At 70.5% G+C, this 25040-nt stretch carries 18 protein-coding genes; 7 read left to right on the forward strand and 11 right to left on the reverse strand.

Translation table 11 applies throughout. The features are described from left to right. Positions 1-83: 83 nt before the first annotated feature. Entirely contained in the window at positions 84-2654 is a 2571-nt protein-coding gene (pepN, locus tag SNA_RS06410) for an aminopeptidase N (protein ID WP_030066546.1), read from the reverse strand. Positions 2655-2872: 218 nt separating this feature from the next. Between pepN (SNA_RS06410) and SNA_RS06415 the strand changes: the two genes are divergently transcribed. Further along, positions 2873-3424 carry a DUF1203 domain-containing protein gene (locus SNA_RS06415; RefSeq protein ID WP_030066547.1) on the forward strand — a complete coding sequence of 184 codons (552 nt, stop codon included), beginning with the start codon at positions 2873-2875 and terminating at the stop codon, positions 3422-3424. Positions 3425-3526: 102 nt separating this feature from the next. Here SNA_RS06415 and SNA_RS06420 read toward each other — a convergent pair whose 3' ends face one another. Continuing rightward, positions 3527-4558 (reverse strand): aspartate-semialdehyde dehydrogenase, encoded by a 1032-nt coding sequence (locus SNA_RS06420; protein WP_030066548.1) that lies wholly within the window; start codon positions 4556-4558, stop codon positions 3527-3529. Between the two features lie 412 nt (positions 4559-4970). On the opposite strand from SNA_RS06420, the gene SNA_RS06425 reads away from it, so the two are divergent. After that, positions 4971-6734, forward strand: coding sequence for a TIGR03767 family metallophosphoesterase (locus SNA_RS06425; protein ID WP_044363729.1), 1764 nt, complete (start codon positions 4971-4973; stop codon positions 6732-6734). Between the two features lie 47 nt (positions 6735-6781). Here the strand turns inward: SNA_RS06425 and SNA_RS06430 are convergent, their stop codons facing one another. Then, entirely contained in the window at positions 6782-7813 is a 1032-nt protein-coding gene (locus tag SNA_RS06430) for a hypothetical protein (RefSeq protein WP_044363731.1), read from the reverse strand. Between the two features lie 125 nt (positions 7814-7938). Further along, on the reverse strand, positions 7939-10527 hold the full coding sequence (gene pepN / locus SNA_RS06435) for an aminopeptidase N (protein ID WP_030066551.1): 2589 nt from the start codon (positions 10525-10527) through the stop codon (positions 7939-7941). Positions 10528-10661: 134 nt separating this feature from the next. Between pepN (SNA_RS06435) and SNA_RS06440 the strand changes: the two genes are divergently transcribed. Further along, positions 10662-11306, forward strand: coding sequence for a mycothiol-dependent nitroreductase Rv2466c family protein (locus tag SNA_RS06440; RefSeq protein WP_030066552.1), 645 nt, complete (start codon positions 10662-10664; stop codon positions 11304-11306). Between the two features lie 135 nt (positions 11307-11441). Here SNA_RS06440 and SNA_RS06445 read toward each other — a convergent pair whose 3' ends face one another. The 3 genes from SNA_RS06445 to SNA_RS06455 form a co-directional block, all read right to left on the reverse strand. Then, positions 11442-12083, reverse strand: a complete 642-nt coding sequence (locus SNA_RS06445) for a superoxide dismutase (protein ID WP_030066553.1) — start codon at positions 12081-12083, stop codon at positions 11442-11444. A gap of 178 nt (positions 12084-12261) precedes the next feature. After that, complete coding sequence (locus tag SNA_RS06450) at positions 12262-13695, reverse strand: amino acid permease (protein ID WP_030066554.1); 1434 nt, start codon at positions 13693-13695, stop codon at positions 12262-12264. A 204-nt stretch (positions 13696-13899) separates the two neighbouring features. Beyond that, entirely contained in the window at positions 13900-15306 is a 1407-nt protein-coding gene (locus tag SNA_RS06455) for an amino acid permease (protein WP_030066555.1), read from the reverse strand. Between the two features lie 336 nt (positions 15307-15642). Between SNA_RS06455 and SNA_RS06460 the strand changes: the two genes are divergently transcribed. Next, the gene (locus tag SNA_RS06460; RefSeq protein WP_030066556.1) at positions 15643-16233 is read left to right on the forward strand and encodes a biotin transporter BioY; all 591 of its coding nucleotides are present in this window, start codon (positions 15643-15645) and stop codon (positions 16231-16233) included. Positions 16234-16316: 83 nt separating this feature from the next. On the opposite strand, the gene SNA_RS06465 is transcribed toward SNA_RS06460, so the two are convergent. After that, positions 16317-17726 (reverse strand): amino acid permease, encoded by a 1410-nt coding sequence (locus SNA_RS06465; RefSeq protein WP_104531918.1) that lies wholly within the window; start codon positions 17724-17726, stop codon positions 16317-16319. 155 nt (positions 17727-17881) lie between these two features. Between SNA_RS06465 and SNA_RS06470 the strand changes: the two genes are divergently transcribed. The 3 genes from SNA_RS06470 to SNA_RS06480 all read left to right on the forward strand — a co-directional run bounded on the left by SNA_RS06470 (position 17882) and on the right by SNA_RS06480 (position 20681). Further along, positions 17882-18367: a ribose-5-phosphate isomerase gene (locus SNA_RS06470; protein WP_030066558.1), complete on the forward strand. Its 486-nt coding sequence runs from the start codon at positions 17882-17884 to the stop codon at positions 18365-18367. 208 nt (positions 18368-18575) lie between these two features. Beyond that, positions 18576-19394 (forward strand): Fpg/Nei family DNA glycosylase, encoded by an 819-nt coding sequence (locus SNA_RS06475; protein WP_030066559.1) that lies wholly within the window; start codon positions 18576-18578, stop codon positions 19392-19394. A 129-nt stretch (positions 19395-19523) separates the two neighbouring features. After that, a complete protein-coding gene (locus SNA_RS06480) occupies positions 19524-20681 on the forward strand; it encodes a SpoIIE family protein phosphatase (protein ID WP_030066560.1) in 1158 nt (385 codons plus the stop codon). 425 nt (positions 20682-21106) lie between these two features. On the opposite strand, the gene SNA_RS06485 is transcribed toward SNA_RS06480, so the two are convergent. The 3 genes from SNA_RS06485 to SNA_RS06495 form a co-directional block, all read right to left on the reverse strand. Beyond that, on the reverse strand, positions 21107-22435 hold the full coding sequence (locus tag SNA_RS06485) for a TFIIB-type zinc ribbon-containing protein (protein ID WP_198534990.1): 1329 nt from the start codon (positions 22433-22435) through the stop codon (positions 21107-21109). Between the two features lie 25 nt (positions 22436-22460). Continuing rightward, positions 22461-23621: an SPFH domain-containing protein gene (locus SNA_RS06490; protein ID WP_044363737.1), complete on the reverse strand. Its 1161-nt coding sequence runs from the start codon at positions 23619-23621 to the stop codon at positions 22461-22463. Between the two features lie 171 nt (positions 23622-23792). Next, entirely contained in the window at positions 23793-24932 is a 1140-nt protein-coding gene (locus SNA_RS06495) for an acyltransferase family protein (protein ID WP_044363738.1), read from the reverse strand. Positions 24933-25040: the final 108 nt, after the last annotated feature.

The following is a 25040-nucleotide window of genomic DNA, read 5'->3' on the forward strand; positions in this document are numbered from 1 at the left end:
ATCACCGGAAGCGGAACCGGGAGGAACCCGGAAATGCCCCGGCACCGGGGCGCAGCGCCCCGGTGCCGGAATCGGACGACGGTTCAGACCGCCGCGGCGTCGGCCGACTGCGCCTTCAGCGCCCGCTCGATGCCCGCCCGGGACTCGTTCACCAGGCGCCGCAGGGCCGCGCTCGGCTCGGCCGACTCCAGCCAGGCGTCCGTGGCGTCCAGGGTCTCCTGCGAGACCTGGAGCGCGGGGTAGAGGCCGACCGCGATCTGCTGGGCCATCTCATGGCTGCGGGAGTCCCATACGCCCTTGACCGCGGCGAAGTACTGCGCGGTGTACGGGGCGAGCAGCTCGCGCTGGTCGGTCTGGACGAAGCCGCCGATGACGGCCTCCTGGACGGCGTTGGGGAGAGTGTCCGACTCCACCACCGACGCCCATGCCTCGGCCTTGGCCTCGGCCGTCGGCCGCGCCGAGCGGGCCGTCGCCGCATGGCGCTCGCCCGCGGAGGTCTTGTCCCGCTCCAGCTCGGCCGCGATGGCCTTCTCGTCGGCGCGACCGGTGGCGGCCAGCCGCTGGAGCAGCGACCAGCGCAGCTCGGTGTCCACGGCCAGCCCGGCGATCTCCTCCGTGCCGTCCAGCAGGCCCTGGAGCAGGTCGAGCTGATCGTCGGTGCGGGCCGCGGCGGCCAGCGCACGGGCCCAGGCCAGCTGGTGGTCGCTGCCCGGCTCGGCCGCGCGCAGATGCGTCAGCGCCGCCTCGGTCCAGGTGGCCAGGCCGGTCTCGCGCCACTGGGGTGCCGCGTACAGGTCCAGCGCCAGCTTCACCTGGCGGTGCAGCGACTGGACGACGCCGATGTCCGACTCCTTGCCGATGCCCGACAGCACCAGCGAGAGGTAGTCGCGGGTGGCCAGTTCGGCGTCCCGGGTCATGTCCCAGGCCGACGCCCAGCACAGTGCGCGCGGCAGCGACTCGGTGAAGTCGCCCAGGTGCTCGGTGACGGTCTTCAGCGACTCCTCGTCCAGCCGGACCTTCGCATACGACAGATCGTCGTCGTTGAGCAGGACGACGGCCGGGCGTCGCGTGCCCACCAGCTGCGGTACGGCGGTCAGTTCGCCGTCCACATCCAGCTCGATCCGCTCCGTCCGGACCAGCTTGCCGTCCTGGAGGTCATAGGCGCCGATCGCGATCCGGTGCGGGCGCAGCACCGGCTCGCCCTTGGCGCCGGCCGGCAGCGCCGGGGCCTCCTGCCGCACCGCGAACGAGGTGATCACGCCGTCCGCGTCCACCTCGATCTCCGGCCGCAGGATGTTGATGCCGGCCGTCTCCAGCCAGTTCTTCGACCAGGTCTTCAGATCCCGGCCGGAGGTCTCCTCCAGCGCGCCCAGCAGATCGCTCAGCCGGGTGTTCCCGTACGCATGCGCCTTGAAATACGCCTGCACGCCCTTGAAGAACTCGTCCATGCCGACATACGCCACCAGCTGCTTGAGGACCGAGGCCCCCTTGGCGTACGTGATGCCGTCGAAGTTCACCAGCACATCGTCGAGATCGCGGATCTCGGCCATGATCGGGTGCGTGGACGGCAGCTGGTCCTGGCGGTAGGCCCAGGTCTTCATGGAGTTGGCGAACGTGGTCCACGAATGCGGCCACTGCGAGCCCGGCGCGTACGCCTGGCAGGCGATGGAGGTGTAGGTGGCGAACGACTCGTTCAGCCACAGGTCGTTCCACCACTCCATGGTGACCAGGTCGCCGAACCACATGTGCGCCAGCTCGTGCAGGATCGTCTCGGCCCGCACCTCGTACGCGGCGTCCGTCACCTTCGAGCGGAAGACGTACTGGTCGCGGATGGTCACCGCGCCCGCGTTCTCCATCGCGCCGGCGTTGAACTCCGGCACGAAGAGCTGGTCGTACTTCGCGAACGGGTAGGCGTAGTCGAACTTCTCCTGGAACCAGTCGAAGCCCTGCCGGGTGACCTCGAAGATCGCCTCGGCGTCGAGGTGCTCGGCCAGCGAGGGGCGGCAGTAGATGCCCAGCGGCACCGTGCGCCCGTCCTTCTCGTAGGCGCTGTGCACGCTGTGGTAAGGCCCCGCGATCAGCGCGGTGATGTACGTCGAGATCCGCGGGGTCGGCTCGAAACGCCAGACGTGGTCCGCCGGGCGCTCGGGCGTCGGCGAGTTGGAGATCACCGTCCAGCCCTCCGGGGCCTTCACGGTGAACTGGAACGTCGCCTTGAGATCCGGCTGCTCGAACGAGGCGAAGACGCGCCGCGCGTCCGGCACCTCGAACTGCGTGTAGAGGTAGGCCTGCTGGTCCACCGGGTCCACGAACCGGTGCAGTCCCTCACCGGTGTTGGTGTACGCGCAGTCCGCCACGACCCGCAGCTCGTTACGGCCCGCCCGCAGCCCCGCCAGCGCGATCCGCGAGTCCTTGAACACCTCGGCCGCATCGAGCGCTTCACCGTTGAGCACGACCTCGTGCACGGCCGGCGCCACCAGATCGATGAACGTCTCCGCGCTGTCCTCGGCCGCCTCGAACCGCACCGTCGTCACGGAACGGTAAGTACCTCCCTCCGGAGCCCCGGAGAGGTCGAGATCGATCTCATACGCGTCCACGCTCAGCAGCCGGGCCCGCCGCTGCGCCTCGTCGCGGGTCAGATTCGTACCGGGCACCCGTCGATCTCCTTCGCATTGGTCACCGAATCGGAATTCTCCGGCCATCCTTCCACGATCACCCGGTCGGGCGAGGGGCGGTATCCAAGGCGGGCCTTCGTTGCCCGGTGCTCGGGAAGACGGCGCCGACCGCAACACGGCGCTGACCGCAACACGTCGCTCACCGCGACGTCCGAATCCCGCCAGCGCCCACCGGTCAAAAGCCCCAAGCTGGACGCATGATCAAGCACACCCCTCGTTCCGTTCCCCGCTACCACCCTCTCCCCATCGCTCCCGCCGCCCTCAAAGAACTCCAGGTCGCCGACGACGCCGGGCGGCCGGTCGTGCCGTTCACCGCTCACGAGGACGGCGTGCCGCTGGCGTGTGTCGGCAGTCCGCTGCGGTGCTGTCTGCGGTCCATCGAGGCCGGTGACCGGGTGGCGCTGGTCTCGTACGCGCCGCTGCGGCGCTGGGCGGCGGGCACCGGGGCCGATCCGGGGGCGTATGACGAGCAGGGGCCGGTGTTCGTGCACGCCGAGGCCGGAGCGTGCGCGGGGCCGGACGCGGCGGCCGAGGGCTATCCGTTCGCGCGGCCGGGGGCCCTGCGGACGGTGCGCCGGTACAACGCCGAGGGGCAGATCGTCGGCGGGCGGTACTTCGAGATCCCGCAGGATGCGCAGCGCGGGTTCGATGACGCCTTCGACGAGGCGTTCGCCGACCCGGAGGTGGCGTTGGTGCACGTACGGGCTCTGGAGTACGGCTGCTTCCAGTTCGAGGTGCGGCGTCCCTGAAATCCGCAAGAGGCCGGAAGCGGGCCTCGCAGGAGCCCGAAAACGGCCGGTGCCCGTACGGAAGAGGTTCCGTACGGGCACCGGCGCATGCGGGGGCGGGCGTCAGCCGCGCAGCTCCGCGGCGACCAGCTCCGCGATCTGGACGGCGTTCAGCGCGGCGCCCTTGCGGAGGTTGTCGTTGGAGACGAACAGCGACAGGCCGTTCTCGGCGGTCTCGTCGGTGCGGATACGGCCCACGAAGGACGCGTCCTGGCCCGCGGCCTCCAGCGGGGTGGGCACCTCGGAGATGACGACACCGGGGGCGCCGGCCAGCAGCTCCTGGGCGCGGGCGGGGCTCAGCGGACGCGCGAAGCGGGCGTTGACCTGGAGGGAGTGGCCGGTGAAGACGGGGACCCGGACGCAGGTGCCGGAGACCTTCAGGTCCGGGATGTCCAGGATCTTGCGGCTCTCGTTGCGGAGCTTCTGCTCCTCGTCGGTCTCGTTCAGACCGTCGTCGACGACGGAGCCGGCCATCGGCAGCACATTGAAGGCGATCGGCGCGACATAGGTGTCCGGCTGGGGGAACTCCACCGCCCGGCCGTCGTGCACCAGCTTGGTGGCGTCCTGCTCGATTACCTTGCGGGCCTGCCCGTCCAGCTCCGACACGCCGGCCAGACCGCTGCCGGAAACCGCCTGGTAGGTGGCGACGACCAGCGCGACCAGCCCGGCCTCCTCGTGCAGCGGACGCAGCACCGGCATCGCGGCCATGGTCGTGCAGTTCGGGTTGGCGATGATCCCCTTGGGGCGGTCGGTGATCGCCTGCGGGTTCACCTCGGAGACGATCAGCGGGACCTGGGGGTCACGACGCCAGGCCGAGGAGTTGTCGATCACGACGGGCCCGGCGGCGGCGACCTTCTCCGCCAGCGCCTTGGACGTCGCACCGCCGGCCGAGAACAGCACGATGTCGAGCCCGGAGTAATCGGCGGTGGCCGCGTCCTCGACCGTGATCTCGGTGTCCTGCCAGGGCAGCGTCCGTCCCGCGGACCGGGCCGAAGCGAACAGCCGCAGCTGCTCGACCGGGAAGTTCCGCTCGGCGAGAATGCCCCGCATCACGCCGCCGACCTGTCCGGTGGCTCCGACGATTCCGATCCTCATGGGACTCCTTCTTTCCGGCCTGATGGAGATGTCTGCTGGGAACACCTGCTCAGTAGTGCTCCCATCATGTGTGTGAACCCCGTCGCCTTGTCCAATCCGTTCCATTCCGTGGAGCAGGGGTAGGCGGCTCCGGATACGGACGAGCGAGGGCTCCTCACGGAGAGTGATGCCGCGCGGGCGCCCGGTCGGGTACCCCGTTATATGAACACCGGGTGACCGTCACGGGTTGCCCCGGCCCGGATGCGATGACGGTGCGATGGCGCGCACGACGCGCGGTGATCCCTGTCCGGTGATCGGCGAACGACGTTGCGTTGCCGTTCACTCACAGGTCATCCCCGATGCCAACGATCCCAGGTGACAGGGCAGTTGTGCTGCCAGGCCGCCTTCGCGTTCGCACTCGGGGAGTTCGCGCATGTCCCGTATACGGTCCGCCGCCGCTCTCGACCGCCGTACCTTCCTCGCCGCCACCGGTGCCGCCGGCGCCGCCACCGGTCTCGGGCTCGCCTTCGGACTCGGCGGCGACCGGGCGGCGGAGGCCAGCACCGTCGCCCCCGCACCGGCCCCGGTTCCGGCCGAGCCGCTCACCGTCCGCGCTCCCGCCGCCGCCCCGCACGCCCCCTACACCAAGGGCACCACCCTCGCCTCCGTCGCCACCCCGCGCGGTTCCTCCGGCTACCGCCGCCTCGCCGACGGCCCCGCCTGGTCCCGTATCGTCCGCGCCGACCTGGCCGGCGCCCACAGCGGCCGCGACCGGCGGCGTACCGCGCTGGCGTCCTTCGTCCAGTTCACCGATCTGCATCTGGTCGACGTCCAGAGCCCGCTGCGCTACGAGTACCTGCGCGCCGAGACCGCGAGCGCCTGGCGTCCGCAGGAGGCGCTGTCCGTCGCGGGCGTCGTCTCGCTGATCGAACGGATCAACGCGCTGCCGGGCGGACCGGCCACCGGTGCCCCGCTGTCCTTCGTCATCACCACCGGGGACAACACCGACAACAACTCCAAGCTGGAGCTGGACTGGTTCCTGACGGCGATGAGCGGCGGGCGGATCACCCCGAACTCCGGCGATCCGCGCCGCTACGAGGGCGTCCAGGACAGCGGGCTGACCCTCTACTGGCAGCCGGACAGCGCCCTGCACGACGCCGACAAGAAGCTCGGCTTCCCGCATCTGCACGGCTTCCTGGACGCCGCGATCCGCACCGTCCACAGTCCGGGTGTGCGGCTGCCGTGGTACTCCACGGTCGGCAACCACGACTCGCTGCCCGGTGGCTGCTACGCACCCGGTGATCCCTTCTTCACCGAGCTCGCCACCGGCGGCCGCAAGCTGGAGACGCTGCCCGCCGCCGAGGCCGCCAAGGTGTGGAAGGCGGTGAAGGACGGCCTCGACCCCAAGGGGGCGGACTTCAAGCGGCTGCTGAAGGCGCACGCCAAGCAGGCCAGGAGCATCACCCCCGACGAGCGGCGCGCCCCCTTCACCCGTGCCGAGTACCTCAAGGCCCATCTCGACCCGGCGCGCACCGGCCCCGGCCCGCACGGTCACGGCTACACCGCGGCCTGCCTGGCCGAGGACCGGCTCTACTACACCTTCCCGGTCTCCGACCACGTCCTGGGCATCAGCCTGGACACGACGGACCCCGGCGGGCACTACACCGGGTCGATCGGCGACGGCCAGCTCAAGTGGCTGGAGCGGGTGCTGAAGCAGGAGGCGAAGGGCGCGGGGCGCCATGTGCTGGTCTTCAGCCACCACACCAGCAAGACCATGACCAACACCAACCCCGACCCGGCCCACCCGCACGAGAAGCGGCACGGCGGCGCGGAGCTGGCCGAGGTGCTGGCCGCCCACCCCGGCGTGGTGGCCTGGATCAACGGCCACAGCCACAAGAACGACATCACCCCGCACGGCAGCTTCTGGGAGGTCTCCACCGCCTCGCACATCGACTTCCCGCAGCTGGCCCGGATCATCGAGCTGGTGGACAACCACGACGGCACGCTGTCGCTGTTCGCCACCCTGGTCGAGTCGGCCGCCCCGCACCGTACGGACTTCGGCGATCTCTCCCAGACGGGGCTGGCCGCCCTCTACCGGGAGCTGTCCTTCAACGCCCCCGAGGCCCGTACGGACCTGGTGGGCACGCCCCGGGACCGCAACGTCGAGCTGCTGGTGAAGCGGCCCACCGGGCGCTGACCGGGCCGGCGGCCGCCACCGGGGCGCCGGGGCAACGTGCCACCGGGTCACCGGGGCAGGACCACCACATACGCGCTCGGCTCCCGGTCCGCGGCCGCCATCAGGGCGGTGCGCACCATCGCGGCCGCCTGGCCGGGGGCGTCGCGCAGGGTGCGGGGCAGACAGTGCACCACCGTGATGCCCAGCCGCTCCAGGTGCTCGCGCTTGCGGTCGCAGGGGGCGTGCAGCGGGTGCAGCGGGTCGTCCTCGGGCCGTACGGCCCGGGTGTCGATCTCCAGCGCCACCGCGTGCTCGGGCCAGTACGCATCCACCCCGCCCAGATGCGGCCCGCCCGGCAGCCGCAGGTCGACGTTCCAGCAGGGGTCGGGCAGACCGTGGTGGTGCACCATCGCATACAGCCGCTGCTCGGCCAGCGCCCGTCCCTCGGCCATCAGCGCATCCACCGCCTCCCCGACATACGGCCTGGTCAGCAGCCGCGCCCGGCTCAGCTCCCGGACCAGCGCGGCCGCCTCGCAGTGCCCGCCGCGCACCGCCTCGGTCAGCAGGCGGCGCACCGAGATCGCATCGGTGAGGCGGGCGACCGCATCCGCGAGGGCCCGCGGCACCGGCGCGGTGGGCACCCCGGTGACCTCCTGGGACACCGGCATCTCCTGGGCCCGGACGATCTGCGCGAAGCCGGCCGAACGCAGCCGCCGGGTGCGGGCCACCAGCACCTCGATGCGGTCGAGGGCAAGCAGCGGGGGAGCGCTGGTGAAACCGTGCAGCGCGAGCGCCGCCAGACCGGTGATCATCGCCGCCGGGGCGTCCGCCCGCCCGCCGCCCTGGCGCGGCACCGCCGGCCCGCGGTGCAGGGCGTAGCACAGCACCGCATGCAGCCGTTCCTCGCTGGTGGGCGGTCCCGGGTGGAGCAGATACACCCCGGGCAGGATCTGCTGCCAGGGGCCGCCGGGCCGGCACCGTTCGGCGGTCTCCGCGGGCAGTACGCCGTACTCACGCAGCTGATGGGCCGTCAGCACCCGGCACTGGACGCCTGCGAGGTGGCGGAGGGGGAGCGGGGAGAGCGGAGTGTTGTGGTTCATGACCCCGCACTTTCCCGCGCCCGCTCCGCCTCCTAACCGCTGTTACACGCCCGTACCGGAACCCGGACATCCCCGCCCTAAAGTACGTGCGTTCGACTGCCGATAAGGGCTGGTCGGGACGGGGGTTACGGGGTGGGGACGGCCGCCTCGTCACAAGCCTGTGCACGCAGCGCACGGGCAAGATCATCCCGCTCCTCGGCGACCATCCGGCGCAGCGCCGGCGCCGCGTCCGCATGCCCCGCGAGCCAGGCGTCCGCCGCATCCAGCGTGGCCTGCTCCACCAGCCAGGACGGGAACAGCCCGCGCACCACCGACATGGCGATCTCGATGGACCGCTCCTGCCAGATCCGCTCGATCATCGCGAAGTAGCGCGGCGCATACGGCGCCAGCAGCTCGCGCTGCCCGAACTGCACGAATCCGCTGATGGTGGCCTCCACCAGGGCGTTGGAGAGCACATCGAGGTCCACGACGTCGGCCCAGGCCCGCGCCTTGACCTCGGTGGACGGGCGGGCGGCCAGAGCGCGGACCTGGTGGCGCCTGCCGGAGGCGGTGTCGTCCCGGGCCAGCTCGGCGCCGATCACGTCCTCGCCGGCCGCGCCGTGCGAGGCCAGCGGCTCCAGGAACGTCCAGCGCAGCTCCTGGTCCACCTCCAGGCCGTCGATCTTCGCGCTGCCGTCCAGCAGGCCGCGCAGCAGCTGGAGATCGGCGGGGCCGGCGGCGATGGCCGCGAAGTGCCGGGCCCAGGCCAGCTGGTGGCCGCTGCCCGGTTCGGCCAGCCGCAGCTCGCGCAGCGCGCCCTCGGCCAGCTCCCGGGTGGCGGCCTCGCGGCGGGCGGGCGCGGAGTAGTGCTCCAGCGCCGTACGGGCGTTGGCGTGCAGCGACTGAAGGACGCCGATGTCGGTCTCCCGGCCCGCGAAGCGCAGCACCAGATCCAGATAGTCGCGCGCCGGCACCAGGCCGTCGCGGGTCAGGCCCCACAGCGCGGCCCAGCACAGCGCCCGCGCCAGCGGGTCCTCCAGGTCGCCGAGCCGGGCCCGCAAGGTGGCCAGCGACCCCTCGTCGAACCGGATCTTGCAGTAGGTGAGGTCCTCGTCGTTGACCAGGACCAGCTCGGGCCGCTCGGCCCCGGCCAGCTCCGCGACGACCGTCCGCGGCCCGGTGACATCCACCTCCGTACGGGCGTAGCGCACCAGCGCCCCGTCCTCGTCCCGCCGGCGGTAGAGGCCCACCGCGACCCGGTGCGGCCGCAGCTGCGGCTGTGCGGCGGCCGCCTCCTGAAGGATGCTCAGCTCGGTGATCCGGGCCTGGGCGTCATAGGTCACCTGCGGGGTCAGGGAGTTGACCCCCGCCGTCTCCAGCCACGCCTTCGACCAGGCGGCCATGTCCCGCCCCGAGGTCTCCTCCAGCACCGACAGCAGATCCGCGAGCCGGGTGTTGCCGTACGCATGCCGCTTGAAATACCGCCGCGCGCCTTCGAGGAACGCGTCCTGCCCGGCATACGCCACCAGCTGCTTGAGCACCGAGGCGCCCTTGGCGTACGTGATGCCGTCGAAATTCAGCTTGGCGTCCTCCAGGTCACGGATATCGGCGGTGACCGGATGGGTGGAGGGCAGCTGATCGGCCCGGTACGCCCACGACTTACGGCGATTGGCGAAGGTGATCCAGCCGTTGGTGAACCGCGTCGCCCCCACCAGCGCGAACGCCCCCATGAAGTCCGCGAAGGACTCCTTGAGCCACAGGTCGTCCCACCACTGCATGGTCACCAGATCGCCGAACCACATATGCGCCATCTCGTGCAGGATCACATTGGCCCGGCCCTCGTACGACGCCTCGGTGACCTTCCCCCGGAAGATGAATTCCTCCCGGAACGTCACACAACCGGGGTTCTCCATCGCGCCCAGGTTGTATTCCGGCACAAAAGCCTGGTCGTACTTCCCGAACGGATACGGATAGTCGAAGTGGTCGTGGAAGAAGTCCAGGCCCTGCTTGGTGACGGTGAAGACGTCGTCCGCGTCGAAATGCCGCGCCAGGCCCTTGCGGCAGAGCGCACCCAGCGGGATCTCCAGCTCCGTCCCGTCGGCGAAGGTGCGGCGGTAGCTGTCGGCGACGTAGTGGTACGGACCGGCCACCACGGCGGTGATGTACGTGGAGATCGGCAGGGTCGGGGCGAAGCGGTGCCGCCCTTCCTCGGGCTCGCCCTCTTCCGCGCCGTTGCTGAGCACGACCCAGCCCTCCGGGGCGGTCACCTCGAAGCGGAACGGGGCCTTGAGGTCCGGCTGTTCGAAGTTGGCGAAGACCCGTCGGGCATCGGCCGGTTCGTACTGCGTGTAGAGATAGACCTCGCCGTCCTCGGGGTCGATGAAGCGGTGCAGCCCCTCGCCCGTACGGCTGTAGGCGCACCGGGCGTCGACGACGAGGGTGTTCTCGGCGGCCAGGTCCGCGAGCGCGATCCGGGTGCCGTCGAAGACCTCGGCCGGGTCCAGCGTGCGGCCGTTGAGGGTGACGGAGGTGACGGACGGCGCCAGCAGGTCCGCGAAGCTCGACGCGCCCGGCTCGGCGCAGCGGAAGCGGATGGTCGTACGGGAGCGGAAGGTGGCGGCGGCCTCGCCCTGCCCGACCGCGGAGCGGACGTCCAGCGCCACGTCGTACCCGTCGACGCTCAGCAGCCGGCCCCGCGCGTGGGCCTCGTCCCGGGAAAGATTCTCACCTGGCACGACGTGACTCCCTCGTCTTCGTCTCTTCTTCGGCTCGGATGTCTCGCATATCGAACACTGGGAATCATGGCACGGCGTCCGGTTGTTGAACCGTGCGCACCAGCACGCATACGCCGTATCCCTGAGGAGTTCCCGTGTCCGAGAGCGCGAAGACCCCCGCCGACTTCTGGTTCGACCCGATCTGCCCCTGGGCCTGGATGACCTCCCGCTGGATGCTGGAGGTGGAAAAGGTCCGCCCGGTCGAGGTGCGCTGGCATGTGATGAGCCTGGCGGTGCTCAACGAGGACAAGCTCGACCAGCTGCCCGAGCAGTACGCCGAGAACATGCGCCCCGGCGGCAAGTCCTGGGGCCCGGTCCGCGTGGTGATCGCCGCACAGCAGCTGTACGGCGACGAGGCCGTCGGCCGGCTCTACACCGCGCTCGGCACCCGTTTCCACAACCAGGGCCTGGGCGTGAACCCGGAGAGCATCGCCGCCGCCCTGGAGGACGCGGGCCTGCCCGCCGACCTGATCGAGTACGCCGGCAAGGACACCTACGACGCCGAGCTGCGCGCCTCCCACAAGGCCGGTATCGACCTCGTCGGCCAGGAGGTCGGCACCCCGGTCATCGCCGTCCCCGGCTCCGACGGCGACCAGATCGCCTTCTTCGGCCCGGTCGTCACCCCGGCCCCCAAGGGCGAGGAGGCCGCCAAGCTGTGGGACGGGACGCTGATGGTGGCGTCGATCCCGGGCTTCTACGAAATCAAGCGGACGCGGACGCAGGGGCCGATTTTCGACTGATGCCGGTCATGCCGATGTGCGGCTGCCAGGTGGGAGCGCCCCCGTACGTATCCGACGTACGGGGGCGCTCCGTCATTCCGCCTGCCGGTGAACGGTGAGAAGACGATCACGAGGCAGGACGATCAGAGGGCGCCGTCACGGCGCCAGCAGCAGCGTGTTCGCACGCTCCTTGGCGGCCGCGTACCGCCTGGCCACGTCCTGCCAGTTGACGACCCGCCACATCGCCTCGATGAAGTCCACCTTCTGGTTCTTGTACTGAAGGTAGAAGGCGTGCTCCCAGGCATCGAAGACCAGAATCGGCACCGAGCCCTGGCCGACATTGCCCTGGTGGTCGTAGATCTGCTCCACGATCAGCCGCCCGCTCACCGGCTCGTACGCCAGCACGCCCCAGCCGGAGCCCTGGGTGGTGGCCGCGGCCTTGGTCAGCTGTGCCTTGAACCCGGCGTACGACCCGAAGCTCTCCGCGATGGCGTCGGCCAGCTCGCCCACGCCGTCCTTCTCGTGCGGCTCGCCGCCGCCGTCACCGGACATGTTGTGCCAGTAGATGCTGTGCAGGATGTGCCCGGAGAGGTGGAACGCGAGGTTCTTCTCCAGGCCGTTGATGCTGCCCCAGCTCTCCTTGTCGCGCGCCTCGGCGAGCTGCTCCAGCGTGTCGTTCGCGCCCTTCACATACGCCGCGTGGTGCTTGTCGTGATGCAGCTCGATGATCTCGGGGCTGATGACCGGGGCCAGCGCCGCGTAGTCGTAGGGGAGTTCCGGAAGTGTGTAGGTCGCCATGCCGATCCCGCCTCCAAGCTGCGTGAATGCAGTAGTTGCAAATAATGTGCAAGAACACGCTATCAGCAGGAGTGATCACCGGACGGGCGCGGGCAGCGGGCCGGTCCCAAAGACGGAGGCGGGGCGGGACCTCCGTAGGAGATCCCGCCCCGCCTCGGGGAGCGTGCGACGGCCGCCGCTACCGCCCGGCGTTCTTGGCCAGCGCTCGCTGCCGCGCCAGCCCGACCGCGGCCAGCACCACACCGAAGCCGCCGGTGAACAGCAGCTGGATGCGCTGGTTGTCGTCCCGCAGCATCAGCAGCAGCACGCCGACGATGCCCACCAGCGCCACCACCGTCAGGACCGGGAAGGCCCACATCCTCACCACGAGCTTCTCCGGCGCCTCGCGCTCCAGCTGCCGCCGCATCCGCAGCTGGGACACCGCGATGAAGCCCCACACCACGAGCACGGCCGCGCCGACCATGTTCAGCAGCCACTGGAAGAGCGTGTCCGGCCACAGGAAGCTGAAGAGGACCGCGAGGAAGCCGAACGCGGAGCACAGCAGGACGGCATGGCGCGGCACGCCGCCGCTGACCTTGCCGAGGAAGGCCGGGCCCTGGCCGCGGGAGATCAGCGAGTACGCCATCCGCGAGGAGCCGTAGATGTTGGCGTTCACCGCGGACAGCAGCGCCAGCAGGATGACGACGTTCATGATCTGGCCGGCCGCCGGGATGTTGAGGTAGTCCAGGACGGCGACGTAGGGACCGCTCTTGGCGATCGAGGGGGCGCTCCACGGGATGACGGTGACGATGACGGCCATCGAGCCGACGTAGAAGAGGGCGATCCGCCACATCGCGGTGCGCACCGCGCTCGCGACGCCGCGCACCGGGTCCTTGGACTCGGCGGCCGCGATGGTCACCGTCTCCAGACCGCCGTAGGCGAACACCGAGGCCAGTACGCCGACCATCAGACCGTCCGCGCCGTGCGGCAGGAAGCCGCCGTCGCCGGTGAGGTGGGAGGCGCCCGGGGCGTGGGTGCCGGGGAGGACGCCGCAGATGGCGAGGACGCCCAGCACCAGGAAGAGGGCGATCGCGACGACCTTCAGCGCGGCGAACCAGAACTCGAACTCACCGAAGTTGGAGACCGCCGTCAGGTTCGTGCCGGTGAAGACCACCATGAACAGCAGCACCCACATCCACAGCTGGGTGGCGGGGAACCACTGGATCATGATGGCCGCGGCGCCCAGCGCCTCGGCGGCCACCGCCACACACAGCAGCGCGGTGAACATCCAGCCCACCGTGAAGCCCGCCCAGGAGCCGATGGAGCGCTCGGCGTGCACGGAGAAGGAGCCGGAGGCCGGATTGGCCGCGGCCATCTCGCCGAGCATCCGCATGATCAGCATGACCAGCGCGCCCGAGACCGCATAGGCCAGCACGATCGAGGGGCCCGCGGCGGCGATGCCCTTGCCGGAGCCGACGAACAGGCCGGCGCCGATCACCCCGCCCAGGGCGATCATCGAAAGGTGCCGCTGCTTGAGGCCGTTGGACAGCGAGGGGCCGCCGCCGTGGCCGGCGTCGTGGACCGGATCGGCCGACCGGCTCGGGGATGCGGCGGACGAAGATGTCCGATTCATGTCGTATCTGTCCCAGTATGTGAGAGCGAAGCGGGGTGAAACTGCGTTCTCCCGGGGCCGCCGACGGCTCAACTCCAGGGGTCCTGCGGTGAAACGCGCTCAGTTTGAGTGCCTGTGTCCGCTCAGGGCAACAGTCGTGCAGCGAATGTTCGCTATTCAGACGAGATCGTGACCGTCTGTGGCCGTTTACTCGTCACATACGACTTACCGTCGCCGCGCCCGCAGCTCCCGTACGCCCGCCACCGCCAGCACCGCCGCCGTCGCCGCGGCCGACCACAGCAGCTGCGGCCGGGCCGAGTCCTCGGTCAGCATCAGCACCAGCACCCCGCCCATCGCCACCAGCGCCACCCAGCTCAGCCAGGGAAAAGCCCACATCCGCAGCGTCAGCGTCTCGGGCGCCTCGCGTTCGATTCGCGGACGCAGCCGCAGCTGGGAGACGGCGATCAGCCCCCAGACGAACAGCAGCACCGCACCCACGGCATTGAGCATGTAGAGGAACACCGAATCCGGCCACTCCAGATTCAGCACGACGGAGACGAACCCGAAGGCCACCGAGGCCAGTACGGCCCGCCGCGGCACCCCGCCGCCCGACACCTTCAGCAGCGCCCGCGGCGCCTCGCCCCGCTCGGCCAGCGAGAACACCATCCGCGACGACCCGTAGAGATTGGCGTTCAGCGCCGACAGCAGCGCCACGAACACCACGATGTTCATGATCTGGCCGGCGCCCGGCACCCCGATGCTGTCCAGCACCGCGACGTACGGACTCTTGCCCGGCCGCATCGCCGACCACGGCAGCAGCGTGACGATGACCAGCATCGACCCCACATAGAAGAAGAGGATCCGCCACACCGCGCTGCGCACCGCCCGGCCCACCGCCCGCGCCGGATCGTCCGATTCGGCCGCCGCGATGGTGACCACCTCCAGCCCGCCGAACGCGAACACCACCGCCAGCACACCGGAGATCACCCCCGCCCAGCCACGGGGCAGAAACCCGCCCTGCCCGGTGAGGTTGGTCAGCCCGACCGGTTCCGTATGGGGCAGCACCCCGAAGACCGCCAGCACGCTCAGCGCCAGGAACAGCACGATCGCCGCGACCTTCAGCGCCGCGAACCAGAACTCGAACTCCCCGAAGTTCTTCACCGCGGAGAGATTGGCCGCGGTGAACACGACCATGAAGATCAGCACCCAGCCCCACTGCGGCACCGCGGGCGCCCAGCCATGGGCGATCTGCGCGGCGCCGGTCGCCTCCACCGCGAGCACCACGACCAGCATGAACCAGTACAGCCAGCCCACGCTGAAGCCCGCCCAGCGCCCCAGCGCGCGCTCCGCATGCACCGAGAACGCACCGGAGGACGGCATCGCCGACGACATCTCCCCGAGCATCCGCATGATCAGCATCGCCAGCGCACCCGCGATCAGATACGACAGCACGATCCCCGGCCCGGCCACCGAGATCCCCGCGCCGGAGCCCACGAAGAGCCCCGCGCCGATCACCCCGCCCAGGCCCAGCATCGTCAGATGGCGCTGTTTGAGCCCGCCGTTGAGCGGCTCCGGTTCGCCGGCACCCGTACCGAGGGGCGCCGTCCCGGCGGGGGTCGTTGCGTCGTGCATCGGCTCGTACTTTCGCAGGGAGCGGTGGGCCGGAGGGTCGCCCCGGCGGCGCGCTTTGGTGGAACCCCACAGGTCATCGCGGGGGCGGCCCCAGTTTCCCCGTACGCCGCGCGCTACCACAAAACCGGCGCCCCGCCGCGGCGGACTCCGTGACGAGCATCACGTGACCTGCGGCGACGCACCGAGCCCCAACGGCTGCCCGGGTCCTGCCGGTTGAGCGGAACTCTCCAAGCGGGCCGGTGCGGCTTTGTCGTTGGCACACGATGATCGCCGCCGACCCCGTGAACTAGGGTCTGGACGTCCTTTCCGTCCCTCACCCCCCCCCGCGGAGCCCCGATGAGCACTGCCGCCTTCCCCCGTCCCGGTGAGGTCCTCGCCGACCTGCTGCCGGCCGCCACCGCCTCCCGCGCCCGCGTCCGCGACGCCGCGCTGGTCGTCGGCGGCGCCGCACTCACCGGTATCGCGGCGCAGATCGCCGTCCCGGTCCCCGGCTCCCCGGTCCCGGTCACCGGCCAGACCTTCGCCGCCCTCCTGGTCGGCGCCTCGCTCGGCACCGGCCGCGGGCTGCTCTCCCTCGCGCTGTACGCCCTGGCGGGCATGGCCGGTATGCCCTGGTTCGCGGGCGGCACCTCCGGAGTGGGCGTCACCTTCGGCTACATCGCGGGCATGCTGCTCGCCGCCACCGTCGTGGGCGCGCTGGCCCGCCGCGGCGGCGACCGCGGCGTCCTGCGCACCGCCACCACCATGGCCGCCGGTACGGCCCTGATCTACGCCGTCGGCGTTCCCTACCTCGCTCTGAGCACCGGGATGTCCGCCGGCCAGGCCGTGGCCCAGGGCCTGGTCCCGTTCCTGATCGGCGACGCCCTCAAGGCCGCGCTGGCCATGGGCGCCCTGCCCACGGCCTGGAAGCTCGCCAACCGCCGCTGACCGGCGCCGGCGGCCCCTCAACGCACCCGGGCCCTGCCTCACCACACGGTGAGACGGGGCCCGTTGCGTTTCCGCTGTGCGCGCTAGACCCGCTGCGCCTCGTCGTTCGTGAGGGCCACGCCGTCCCCGGCCGCCCGCGGCCGCCGCCGCTCCAGCCCCAGCCCGATCGCCAGGACGACCGCGGCCGCCACCACGGACAGAATCATCTGCTTCCGCCCGGCCGGGGAGTAGAACATATAGCCCACGACAAAAACGATCAGACCGATCGTCGCGTACGTCAGCCACGGATACAGCCACATCCGCACCGTCAGCCGCTCCGGCGTTTCCCGCTCGATGACCCGCCGCATCCGCAGCTGCGAGAAACAGATGACCAGCCAGACGAAAAGCGCCACCGCTCCGGACGAATTCAGCAGGAACTCGAAAATCGTGTCCTTCGACGTGTAACTGAAAATCGTCGCGATGAACCCGAAGGCCACCGAAGCCCAGATCGCCACCGCCGGGACACCGCCCCTGTTGACGGTCGCGAACGACTTCGGCGCATCGCCGCGCTCACCGAGCGAGAACGCCATCCGCGAGGCCGTGTACAGCCCGGAATTCAGACACGACAGCACCGCGGTGAGCACCACCACATCCATCACGGTGCCCGCGTACGGAATGTCCAGCGACTTGAGCACCGCCACGTACGGGCTCTTGAGAACCGCCCGGTCGTTCCAGGGCAACAGCGTCACGATCACCCCGATCGACCCGATGTAGAAGAGCGCGATCCGCCAGATCACGCTGTTCACGGCCTTCCGTACGGCCGTCACCGGATTCGGCGACTCGCTCGCCGCCAGCGTGACGATCTCACTTCCCATGAAGGAGAAGACCACCAGCAGCATGCCCGAAAGAATCGCCCCCGGACCGTGCGGCAAGAACCCGCCGTGCCCGGTCAGATTCGACAGACCCACCGCATGATTGCCCGGCGGAAGCCCAAATATCGCCAACGCACCGACCACGAGGAAGACAACAATGGCCACCACCTTGATACCGGCGAACCAGAATTCGAACTCACCAAAGGAACCGACCGAGATCAGATTTGTACCGGTCAGCACGATCATCACCAGCAACGCCCAGGCCCACTGCGGGACGGCCGGGACCCAGCCGGTCAGAATCGAGGCCGCGGCGGTCGCCTCCACCGCCAGCACCACCGACCAGAAAAACCAGTAGAGCCACCCGATCGTAAATCCGGCCCAGCGCCCCAGCGCCCGGTCGGCATAAGCGGAGAACGACCCCGACACCGGGGAGGCCGCGGCCATTTCCCCCAGCATCCGCATCACCAGCACGACCAGCAGCCCGGTCAGGGCGTACGAGATCAAAATGCCGGGCCCGGCGGCGGCGATACCGGCACCTGAGCCCACGAACAGACCGGCACCGATGACGCCACCGATGGCAATCATCGACAGATGCCGGTTCTTGAGTCCTGCCTGGAGCCCCTCGGGCGGATCCGCGCCCATGTGCACCATCCTTCAGTCGTTCTGATGTGGAACCCAGGTATGAGAACTCATGATCGTCCGCTACGGAAGACCCGTCTCCGGATCGTTCTCCACCGCTCGTCCGCACGACGACCCGACGGCGCCTACCCCTCACGTGCCATGTCACACTCATGCCCATGCGCGTGTACCTCGGTTCCGACCATGCCGGCTTCGAACTCAAGAACCACCTCGTCGAGTGGCTCAAGGCCAACGGGCACGAGCCCGTCGACTGCGGCCCCCACATCTACGACGCCCAGGACGACTACCCCCCCTTCTGCCTCCGCGCCGCGGAGCAGACCGCCGCCGACCCGGCCGGCCTCGGCATCGTGATCGGCGGCTCCGGCAACGGCGAGCAGATCGCCGCCAACAAGGTCAAGGGCGTACGGGCCGCACTGGCCTGGAGCGAGGAAACCGCCAGGCTCGGCCGCGAGCACAACAACGCCAACGTCATCTCGGTCGGCGGCCGCATGCACACCCAGGACGAGGCGACGCGCTTCATCGAGGTCTTCCTGGCCACCCCGTACTCGGACGAGGAGCGCCACACCCGCCGCATCGAGATGCTCTCGGCCTACGAGACCACCGGCGACCTCCCGCCCATCCCGGCCCACCACCCGCAGCAGTAACCCGGGCGCCCGCCCCCACCCTTCACCACCCACCCACGGGAGGCGCCGGGCTGCAACGGCGAAGCCGTGGAGGCCCGGCGCCGCAGCCGTACAGCCCCGCGCAGCGGACCCGCCCCCCCGCGTGGGGGCACCTCCCACGCCCTTCAGGCAGTGGGGGAGCAACGGCGGAAAACCCGACCACGTACGGAGAAACCCTCCGGAGGAGCCCGTGCCCGAGGGCCACACCATCCACCGACTGGCCCAGGACTACGCCGCCCGCTTCCTGGGCCAGAAGGTCCGCACCACCAGCCCCCAGGGCAAGTTCTCCGACAGCGCGGCCCTGACCGACCGTCAGGCGCTGACCACCGCCGAGGCCCACGGCAAGCACCTCTTCCTCGGCTTCGGCGACACCGGCTGGATCCACATCCACCTCGGACTCTTCGGCAAACTCGGCTTCGGCGACGCCCCGGCCCCGCCGCCCACCGACACCGTCCGCCTCCGCCTGGCCACCGCCACCGCCTACGCGGACCTGCGCGGCCCCACCACCTGCGCCCTGATCACCACCCCCGAGAAGCAGGCGATACACGACCGCCTGGGCCCCGACCCGCTGCGCCCCGACGCCGACCCCGACCGGGCCTGGCAGCGCATCACCCGCAGCCGCACCACCATCGCCGCCCTGCTCCTCGACCAGAAGATCATCGCCGGGGTGGGCAATGTGTACCGCGCCGAGGTCCTCTTCCGGCACCACATCGACCCCTACCTCCCCGGCCGCGACCTGCCCCGCGCCGCCTGGGACGCCATCTGGCAGGACCTGGTCCTCCTCATGCGCGAAGGCGTCCGCAACAACCGCATCGACACCGTCCGCCCCGAGCACATGCCGGAGGCGATGGGCCGCCCGCCCCGGGTGGACGACCACGGCGGCGAGGTCTACGTCTACCGACGCACCCACCAGCACTGCCACCTCTGCGGCAGCGAGATCCGCACCGCCGAACTGGCCGCCCGCAACCTCTTCTGGTGCCCGGGCTGCCAGCCGACGAGCGGCACCTAGCCGCGGCCCCGGGCCACCCGCATCCGCGCGACCGCATTTCGAACGTCGAACGCCGATTCCCGGCAATTCCCCGGGGTGACGTGCGGCGAATCGACGCACCGCCGAACGGGTGGATAAGGTCCCAGAGCAATGACAAGCGGCCCGGGAACCCCCACCCGTACGGAACCCCTGACGGCCCGGATGCACAGAGGACTGCACCGGGCCCGCATCGGCGTGCGCAAGGCCGGGGTCGACTACTTCCGCGGCGAGGGCTCCGACCGCTTCGCCCTCGTCGCCCTCCTCCTCGCCATCCCCGCCCTCGCCGGCGGCACGCTCTGGCGCCCCGAGTGGCTCGCCCCCACGGCCCTGGTCCTCCCGGTGATCGCCGGCGGCCTCCTCCTGCGCCCCGCCAACCTGCTTGTCCTCTACGGGGCTTCGGCCGCCGCCCTGGTCGTCGAAGCCGCCCTCTTCGGCCCGTACGGCGAAGGACCCGACCGGATCACCCCCGGCACCGTCCTGGTCGTGGCCGCCGTCGGCTTCTTCGGTCTGCTCATCGCGCAGTTCCGCAGCCGGGTCGGGGTGCCCTGGCGGCGCGGCGGCACCATGCTCTTCGACCTGCGCGAGCGGATCCGCGTCCAGAGCTCGCTGCCCAAACTGCCGCCGGGCTGGCACCACGAGATGGCGCTGCGCCCGGCCGGCGGCCAGTCCTTCTCCGGCGATTTCGTCGTCGCCTCCCGCACCCACGGCGGCAGCATCCTGGAAGTCGTGCTCACCGACGTCTCCGGCAAGGGCATGGACGCCGCCTCCCGTGCCCTGCTGCTCTCCGGCGCCTTCGGCGGCCTGCTCGGCTCGCTGCCGCCGCACGCGTTCCTCCCCGCCGCCAACGGCTATCTCCTGCGCCAGGACTGGGACGAGGGCTTCGCCACCTCCGTCCACCTCGTCCTCGACCTGGAGTCCGGCGACTACGAACTCCTCTCGGCGGGCCACCTCCCCGCGCTCCAACTGAGCGCGGGCACCGGCCGCTGGGAGGAGAAATCGGGCGAGGGCCCGCTGCTCGGCGTCTACGACGGCGCCCAGTTCGACCCCATCAAGGGCACCCTGCGCGTCGGCGACGTCCTGATGCTCTTCACCGACGGCCTGGTCGAGGCCAACGACCGCGATATCGCCGAGGGCATCGACCGCCTCACCGGCGAGGCCGACCGCTACGTCACCACCGGCTTCACCGGCGCCGCCTGGCACCTGATCGAGGCCGTGGCCAAGGACGTCAACGACGACCGCGCCCTGCTACTGATCTGCCGGGACGCCTGACGCGCCCGTCCGGCGCGTGGCTCTTCACCTGCGTCCGGCACCCGGCCCCGCGTGGCACTTCGCCTGCGTCCGGCACCTGGCCCCGCGTGGCACTTCGCCTGCGTCCGGCACCTGGCCCCGCGTGGCACTTCACCGGCGGCCGGCACCCCGCCCCGCGTGGCACTTCACCGGCGGCCGGCACCCCGCCCGGTGCCTGGCATCCGGGCCGCCGGGCCTCCCCGCATCCCGGCCGCGGGGCCTCCCCGCATCCAGGCGTCCGGCGCCCGTGCACCCGGGAATTCCGCCCGCCCCCGCCACGTTGTGGCCTGCAAGGGGCGCCCGCAACCCTTAGGGGATCTGTTCGAATACCCCCTAAGGGGCGTCCCCGTCCGCCGCCCCCCGAGCGCCAACGGCGGCGGGCACAGCTCCCGCCGCCGACTCACCGATCAGTGATGGTGATGGTGCTGCCCGAACAGGAACCACGTCGTCACCAGCAACGCCACCAGGGCAACGGCACACGCGATCTTCAGCGGGCTGTACGGCCGGTCGCCGTCGACCTCGCCCGTCTGGGCGTTGACCATGACCTGCCACTGCTTGCCGTTGTAGACGTATGACGCGAACCACACCGGCAGCAGCAGCAGTTTGTACGTCACCGACCCGTAGTTGGTGTTGACCGAGTGCACCCGCTGCTGGTCGCCACCGATGTTCTTCTTGCAGTCCTGCCTGATGACCTCGGCCATCCTCCGCTGGGCGTGCTGGAATCCCGCCTCCGGCTCGACGTCGTAGCGCAGCGTCCGGAAGCCCGCCAGATACGCCTCCTGATAAGCCACCGCCTGCTTCAGCGGCCAGGGCTCCAGCGCCTCCAGCTGAGCGACCGGGATGTGCCCGACGCCGGGGACGAGGACGTCGTCGAAGTTCCGGCTGACATTGCCGCTGACCCGGGTCCAGCGGATCTCGGTCCGCTCGTTGTCGCCGCTGCCGGTGGTGTACCGCTTGCCGCGCTCACCGTTGTACGAGGACGCGGTCGCGGCGTCGTACGTCCAGTGCGGTACGTACGTCCCGTGCAGGGTCTCGGCCGAGTTCACCTTCTTCAGGCTGTTCGGCGCGAACCAGCGGGACCGGGCCCACTTGCGCAGGTTCTCGTGCACCTCCTGCTTGTTCACCCGGAACGGCACCAGGCCCTCGGGCACGATCCGGTCCGTGGCGGCCGAGGCGACCATGGGCGTGGCGCAGAACTGGCAGCGGCCGGAGAGCGCGCTGGTCTCGTTGACCGCACCGCAGCCGGGGCACTGGAGAGCCTGACCGCCGGCCGCCCGGGGCTTCGGCGGCAGGGTCGCCAGCTCCTCCCAGGCGTGCTCGCGCACTTCCCGGTTGACGGGGGCGATGGGCTGCTCGAAGCGGCAGTTCGGGCAGCGCAGCGAGTTCGTGCCGGGGGCGTACTCGGCGGTGGAACCGCAGGACGGACAGGCGTAGGACTGCGGCGTGCCGGGCTGCTGCTGATCGGGCTGCGCCTGCTCGGGCTGCTGCGGAGCGGCCGGCTGCTGCCCGTACTGCTGCTGCTCGTACGGTCCCTGGGGCGGCGGAGCCTGCTGGTAGGGCTGCTGCTGCGGGTAGGGCTGTTGCGGCGGCTGCTGCTGGTACGGCTGCGGGGGCTGCCCCTGGTAGGGCTGCTGCGCGGGCTGCCCCTGATACGGCTGCTGCGGGTAGGGCTGCTGGTACGGCTGTTGCGGCTGCTGCTGATAAGGCTGCTGCGGCTGATACGGCTGATAGCTCATCGGGACACGCCCTCCTGGCGGTCGGTCACGCCTGCGGCGGCAGCGGCGGGGGAGTGGCGCGGAAGAGCGGTGCCAGCTCGGGGATCTGCTCCACCGGCTGCCAGCTCTCCATGCCCTCGCGCCAGGCGAGCATGCCGCTGCGCACGGCGCCCGAGCGGATGTGCCCGGAGAACGTCGCGTGGTCGTAGGGGCCCTGCTGCTGGCCGTCCACGGCTACGTGCCACTGGTACTGCTGCTGACCGGGCAGCGGCGGCGGAACGGCCGCCCCACCGGGAGCCGGAGCGGCGGGCGCATAAGCCTGCTGCGGCTGCTGCGGCTGCTGCGGCTGCTGGGGCTGCTGGGGCGTGAACGCCTGCGCCATCTGCTGCCCGGCGGCCATGCCGAGCCCCAGGCCCACGCCCTCCCCGGCGCCGCCCGGGTTGTTCGCCGCGTCCCGCACCGCGTCCGCCGCCTGCATACGGGCGTAGTTGTCCAGGTTCCCGATGATGCCCATCCGGCTGCGGGCGTCGATGGCCTGCTCGACCTCGGGCGGCAGCGAGATGTTCTCGATGATGAACTTCGGGATCGCGATGCCGTGCGACGCCATCAGCTCGTCGGACAGCATCTTGGCCAGCCGGTCGCCCAGCTCGCTCTGGCGCGCGGCGAGGTCGAGCATGGGAATGCCCGAGCTCCCCAGCAGTGTGCCGAGCTTCCCGACGATCAGCTGCCGCAGATATTCCTCGACCTCTTCGGTGCGGAACTGCGGGTCGGTGCCGGCGAGTTCGTTCAGCAGCTTGGCCGGGTCGGTCACCCGCGCCGCGTAGCCGCCGAACGCCCGCAGCCGCACCATGCCGAACTCGGGGTCGCGCACCGTGACCGGGTTCTGCGTGCCCCACTTCATGTCCGTGAACTGCCGGGTGGTGACGAAGTACACCTCGGCCTTGAACGGCGAGTGGAAGCCGTACTTCCAGCCCTGGAGGGTCGAGAGGATCGGCAGGTTCCCGGTCTGCAGCTCGTGCATGCCCGGCGCGAAGACATCGGCGATGCGGCCCATGTTCACGAAAACGGCGACCTGCGACTCGCGCACGATGAGCTTGGCGCCCATCTTGATCTCGTTCTCATAGCGCGGGAAACGCCATACCATCGTGTCCCGGCTGTCGTCGGTCCATTCGATGATGTCGATGAACTCGCCGCGTAGACGGTCCATGAAGCTCACGAGAAGTCCCCCCGGTGCGTCCGGTTGTCGGTGCTGATGCGTTGCTGCTGCGTTGATACGGCCACGTCATCGTACGGGGGTGGCTCGGGCCTGTCCCTCACCGGTTCGCGGACCGCGCACCGGTCGCGGTCCGCCGCCGCCTCCCGCAGGGCGGCAACGGTATTACGCCCCGGCCCGCGCCCGCGCCGTATCCGCCGGGTCCTTCTTGAACGCCCAGGCCATCTTGGGCTCCATCGCCCACCGGAACGCCCGCTGCACCGGCGGGGTGCACAGCGCCGTGACGACGACGGCCGCGATCACCGTCACCGCGATCTCGCCGAGCGGGGAGTGCAGCCACTTGTGGTCGTCGAACCAGCCCCAGAACCGCGAGCCCTTGGCCAGGAAGCCGTGCAGCAGATAGCCGTACAGCGTCCCCGCGCCCAGCACCGTGAACCACATCGTGCGCCGCGGCACCCAGGAGTAGAAGCAGGCCGTCATCACCAGCGAGCAGCCGAACAGGGCCAGCGTCATGATCACGCCCGCCCACCAGGTGGTGCCCAGCTCCTGGGCGCTGTCGCGGTGGTAGAACCACGCCGACGACATCCGGGGCGCCGCCCAGTACGCCATCACCAGCGCGGCCGCGAAGATCGGCACGGACGCGATCCGCACCGACCGCCGCTGCACCATCCGGAAGTGCTCGGGCCGCAGATTCAGCCCCAGCACGAAGAACGGCAGGAACTGGAGCACGCGCTGGAGGTCCAGATCGTCACCGATCTCCGGGGAGACCGACGCGAGCACGGCGATCACCACGGCCAGCGGAACCGGCCAGCGCACGATCTTCCACAGCGGGGTCGTCAGCCGCCAGATGAACAGCGCCACCAGGAACCACGTCAGGAACCACGGGTCCAGCAGGCTGATCGGATGCCCGGGGTCGTTGTCCGCCCAGCGCTTGAAGAAGGCGTAGCCCGTCTCGAAGATGACGTAGGGGACGGCGACGCCGGTGATCAGCCGCTGGAGGCGGTCCCGGCGCATATCGAAACTGCGCGAGAAGTAGCCGGAGATGATGATGAACGCCGGCATGTGGAAGGTGTAGACGGTCATGTAGAGCGCCTCGGCGGCGCGGCTGCCGTCGGTCAGCGGCTCCCATGCGTGCCCCATCGCCACCAACACGATGGCCAGGTACTTCGCGTTGTCGAAGAACGCGTCCCGGCCGGCTCTGGGCGCGGGATCCGACGCCGTCGCCGGGGCCGGTGTGTCCTGCGCGGCGGGCGCCTCCGTGGCCGGAGGGAGCTCGCGTCGTGGAGTGGGGGCAGCGGGAGACATCCCAGGCACGATAGCGGTGCCCGGCGAATGCGTAAAACCCGTGCCGCGTTATTCGATATTTCGCCGGGCGTGACCGCGGATACACCACCGATAAAGCGGGCAAGGGAC

The organism is Streptomyces natalensis ATCC 27448 (assembly GCF_000935125.1).
In the GTDB taxonomy this organism is placed as follows: Bacteria; Actinomycetota; Actinomycetes; order Streptomycetales; family Streptomycetaceae; genus Streptomyces; species Streptomyces natalensis.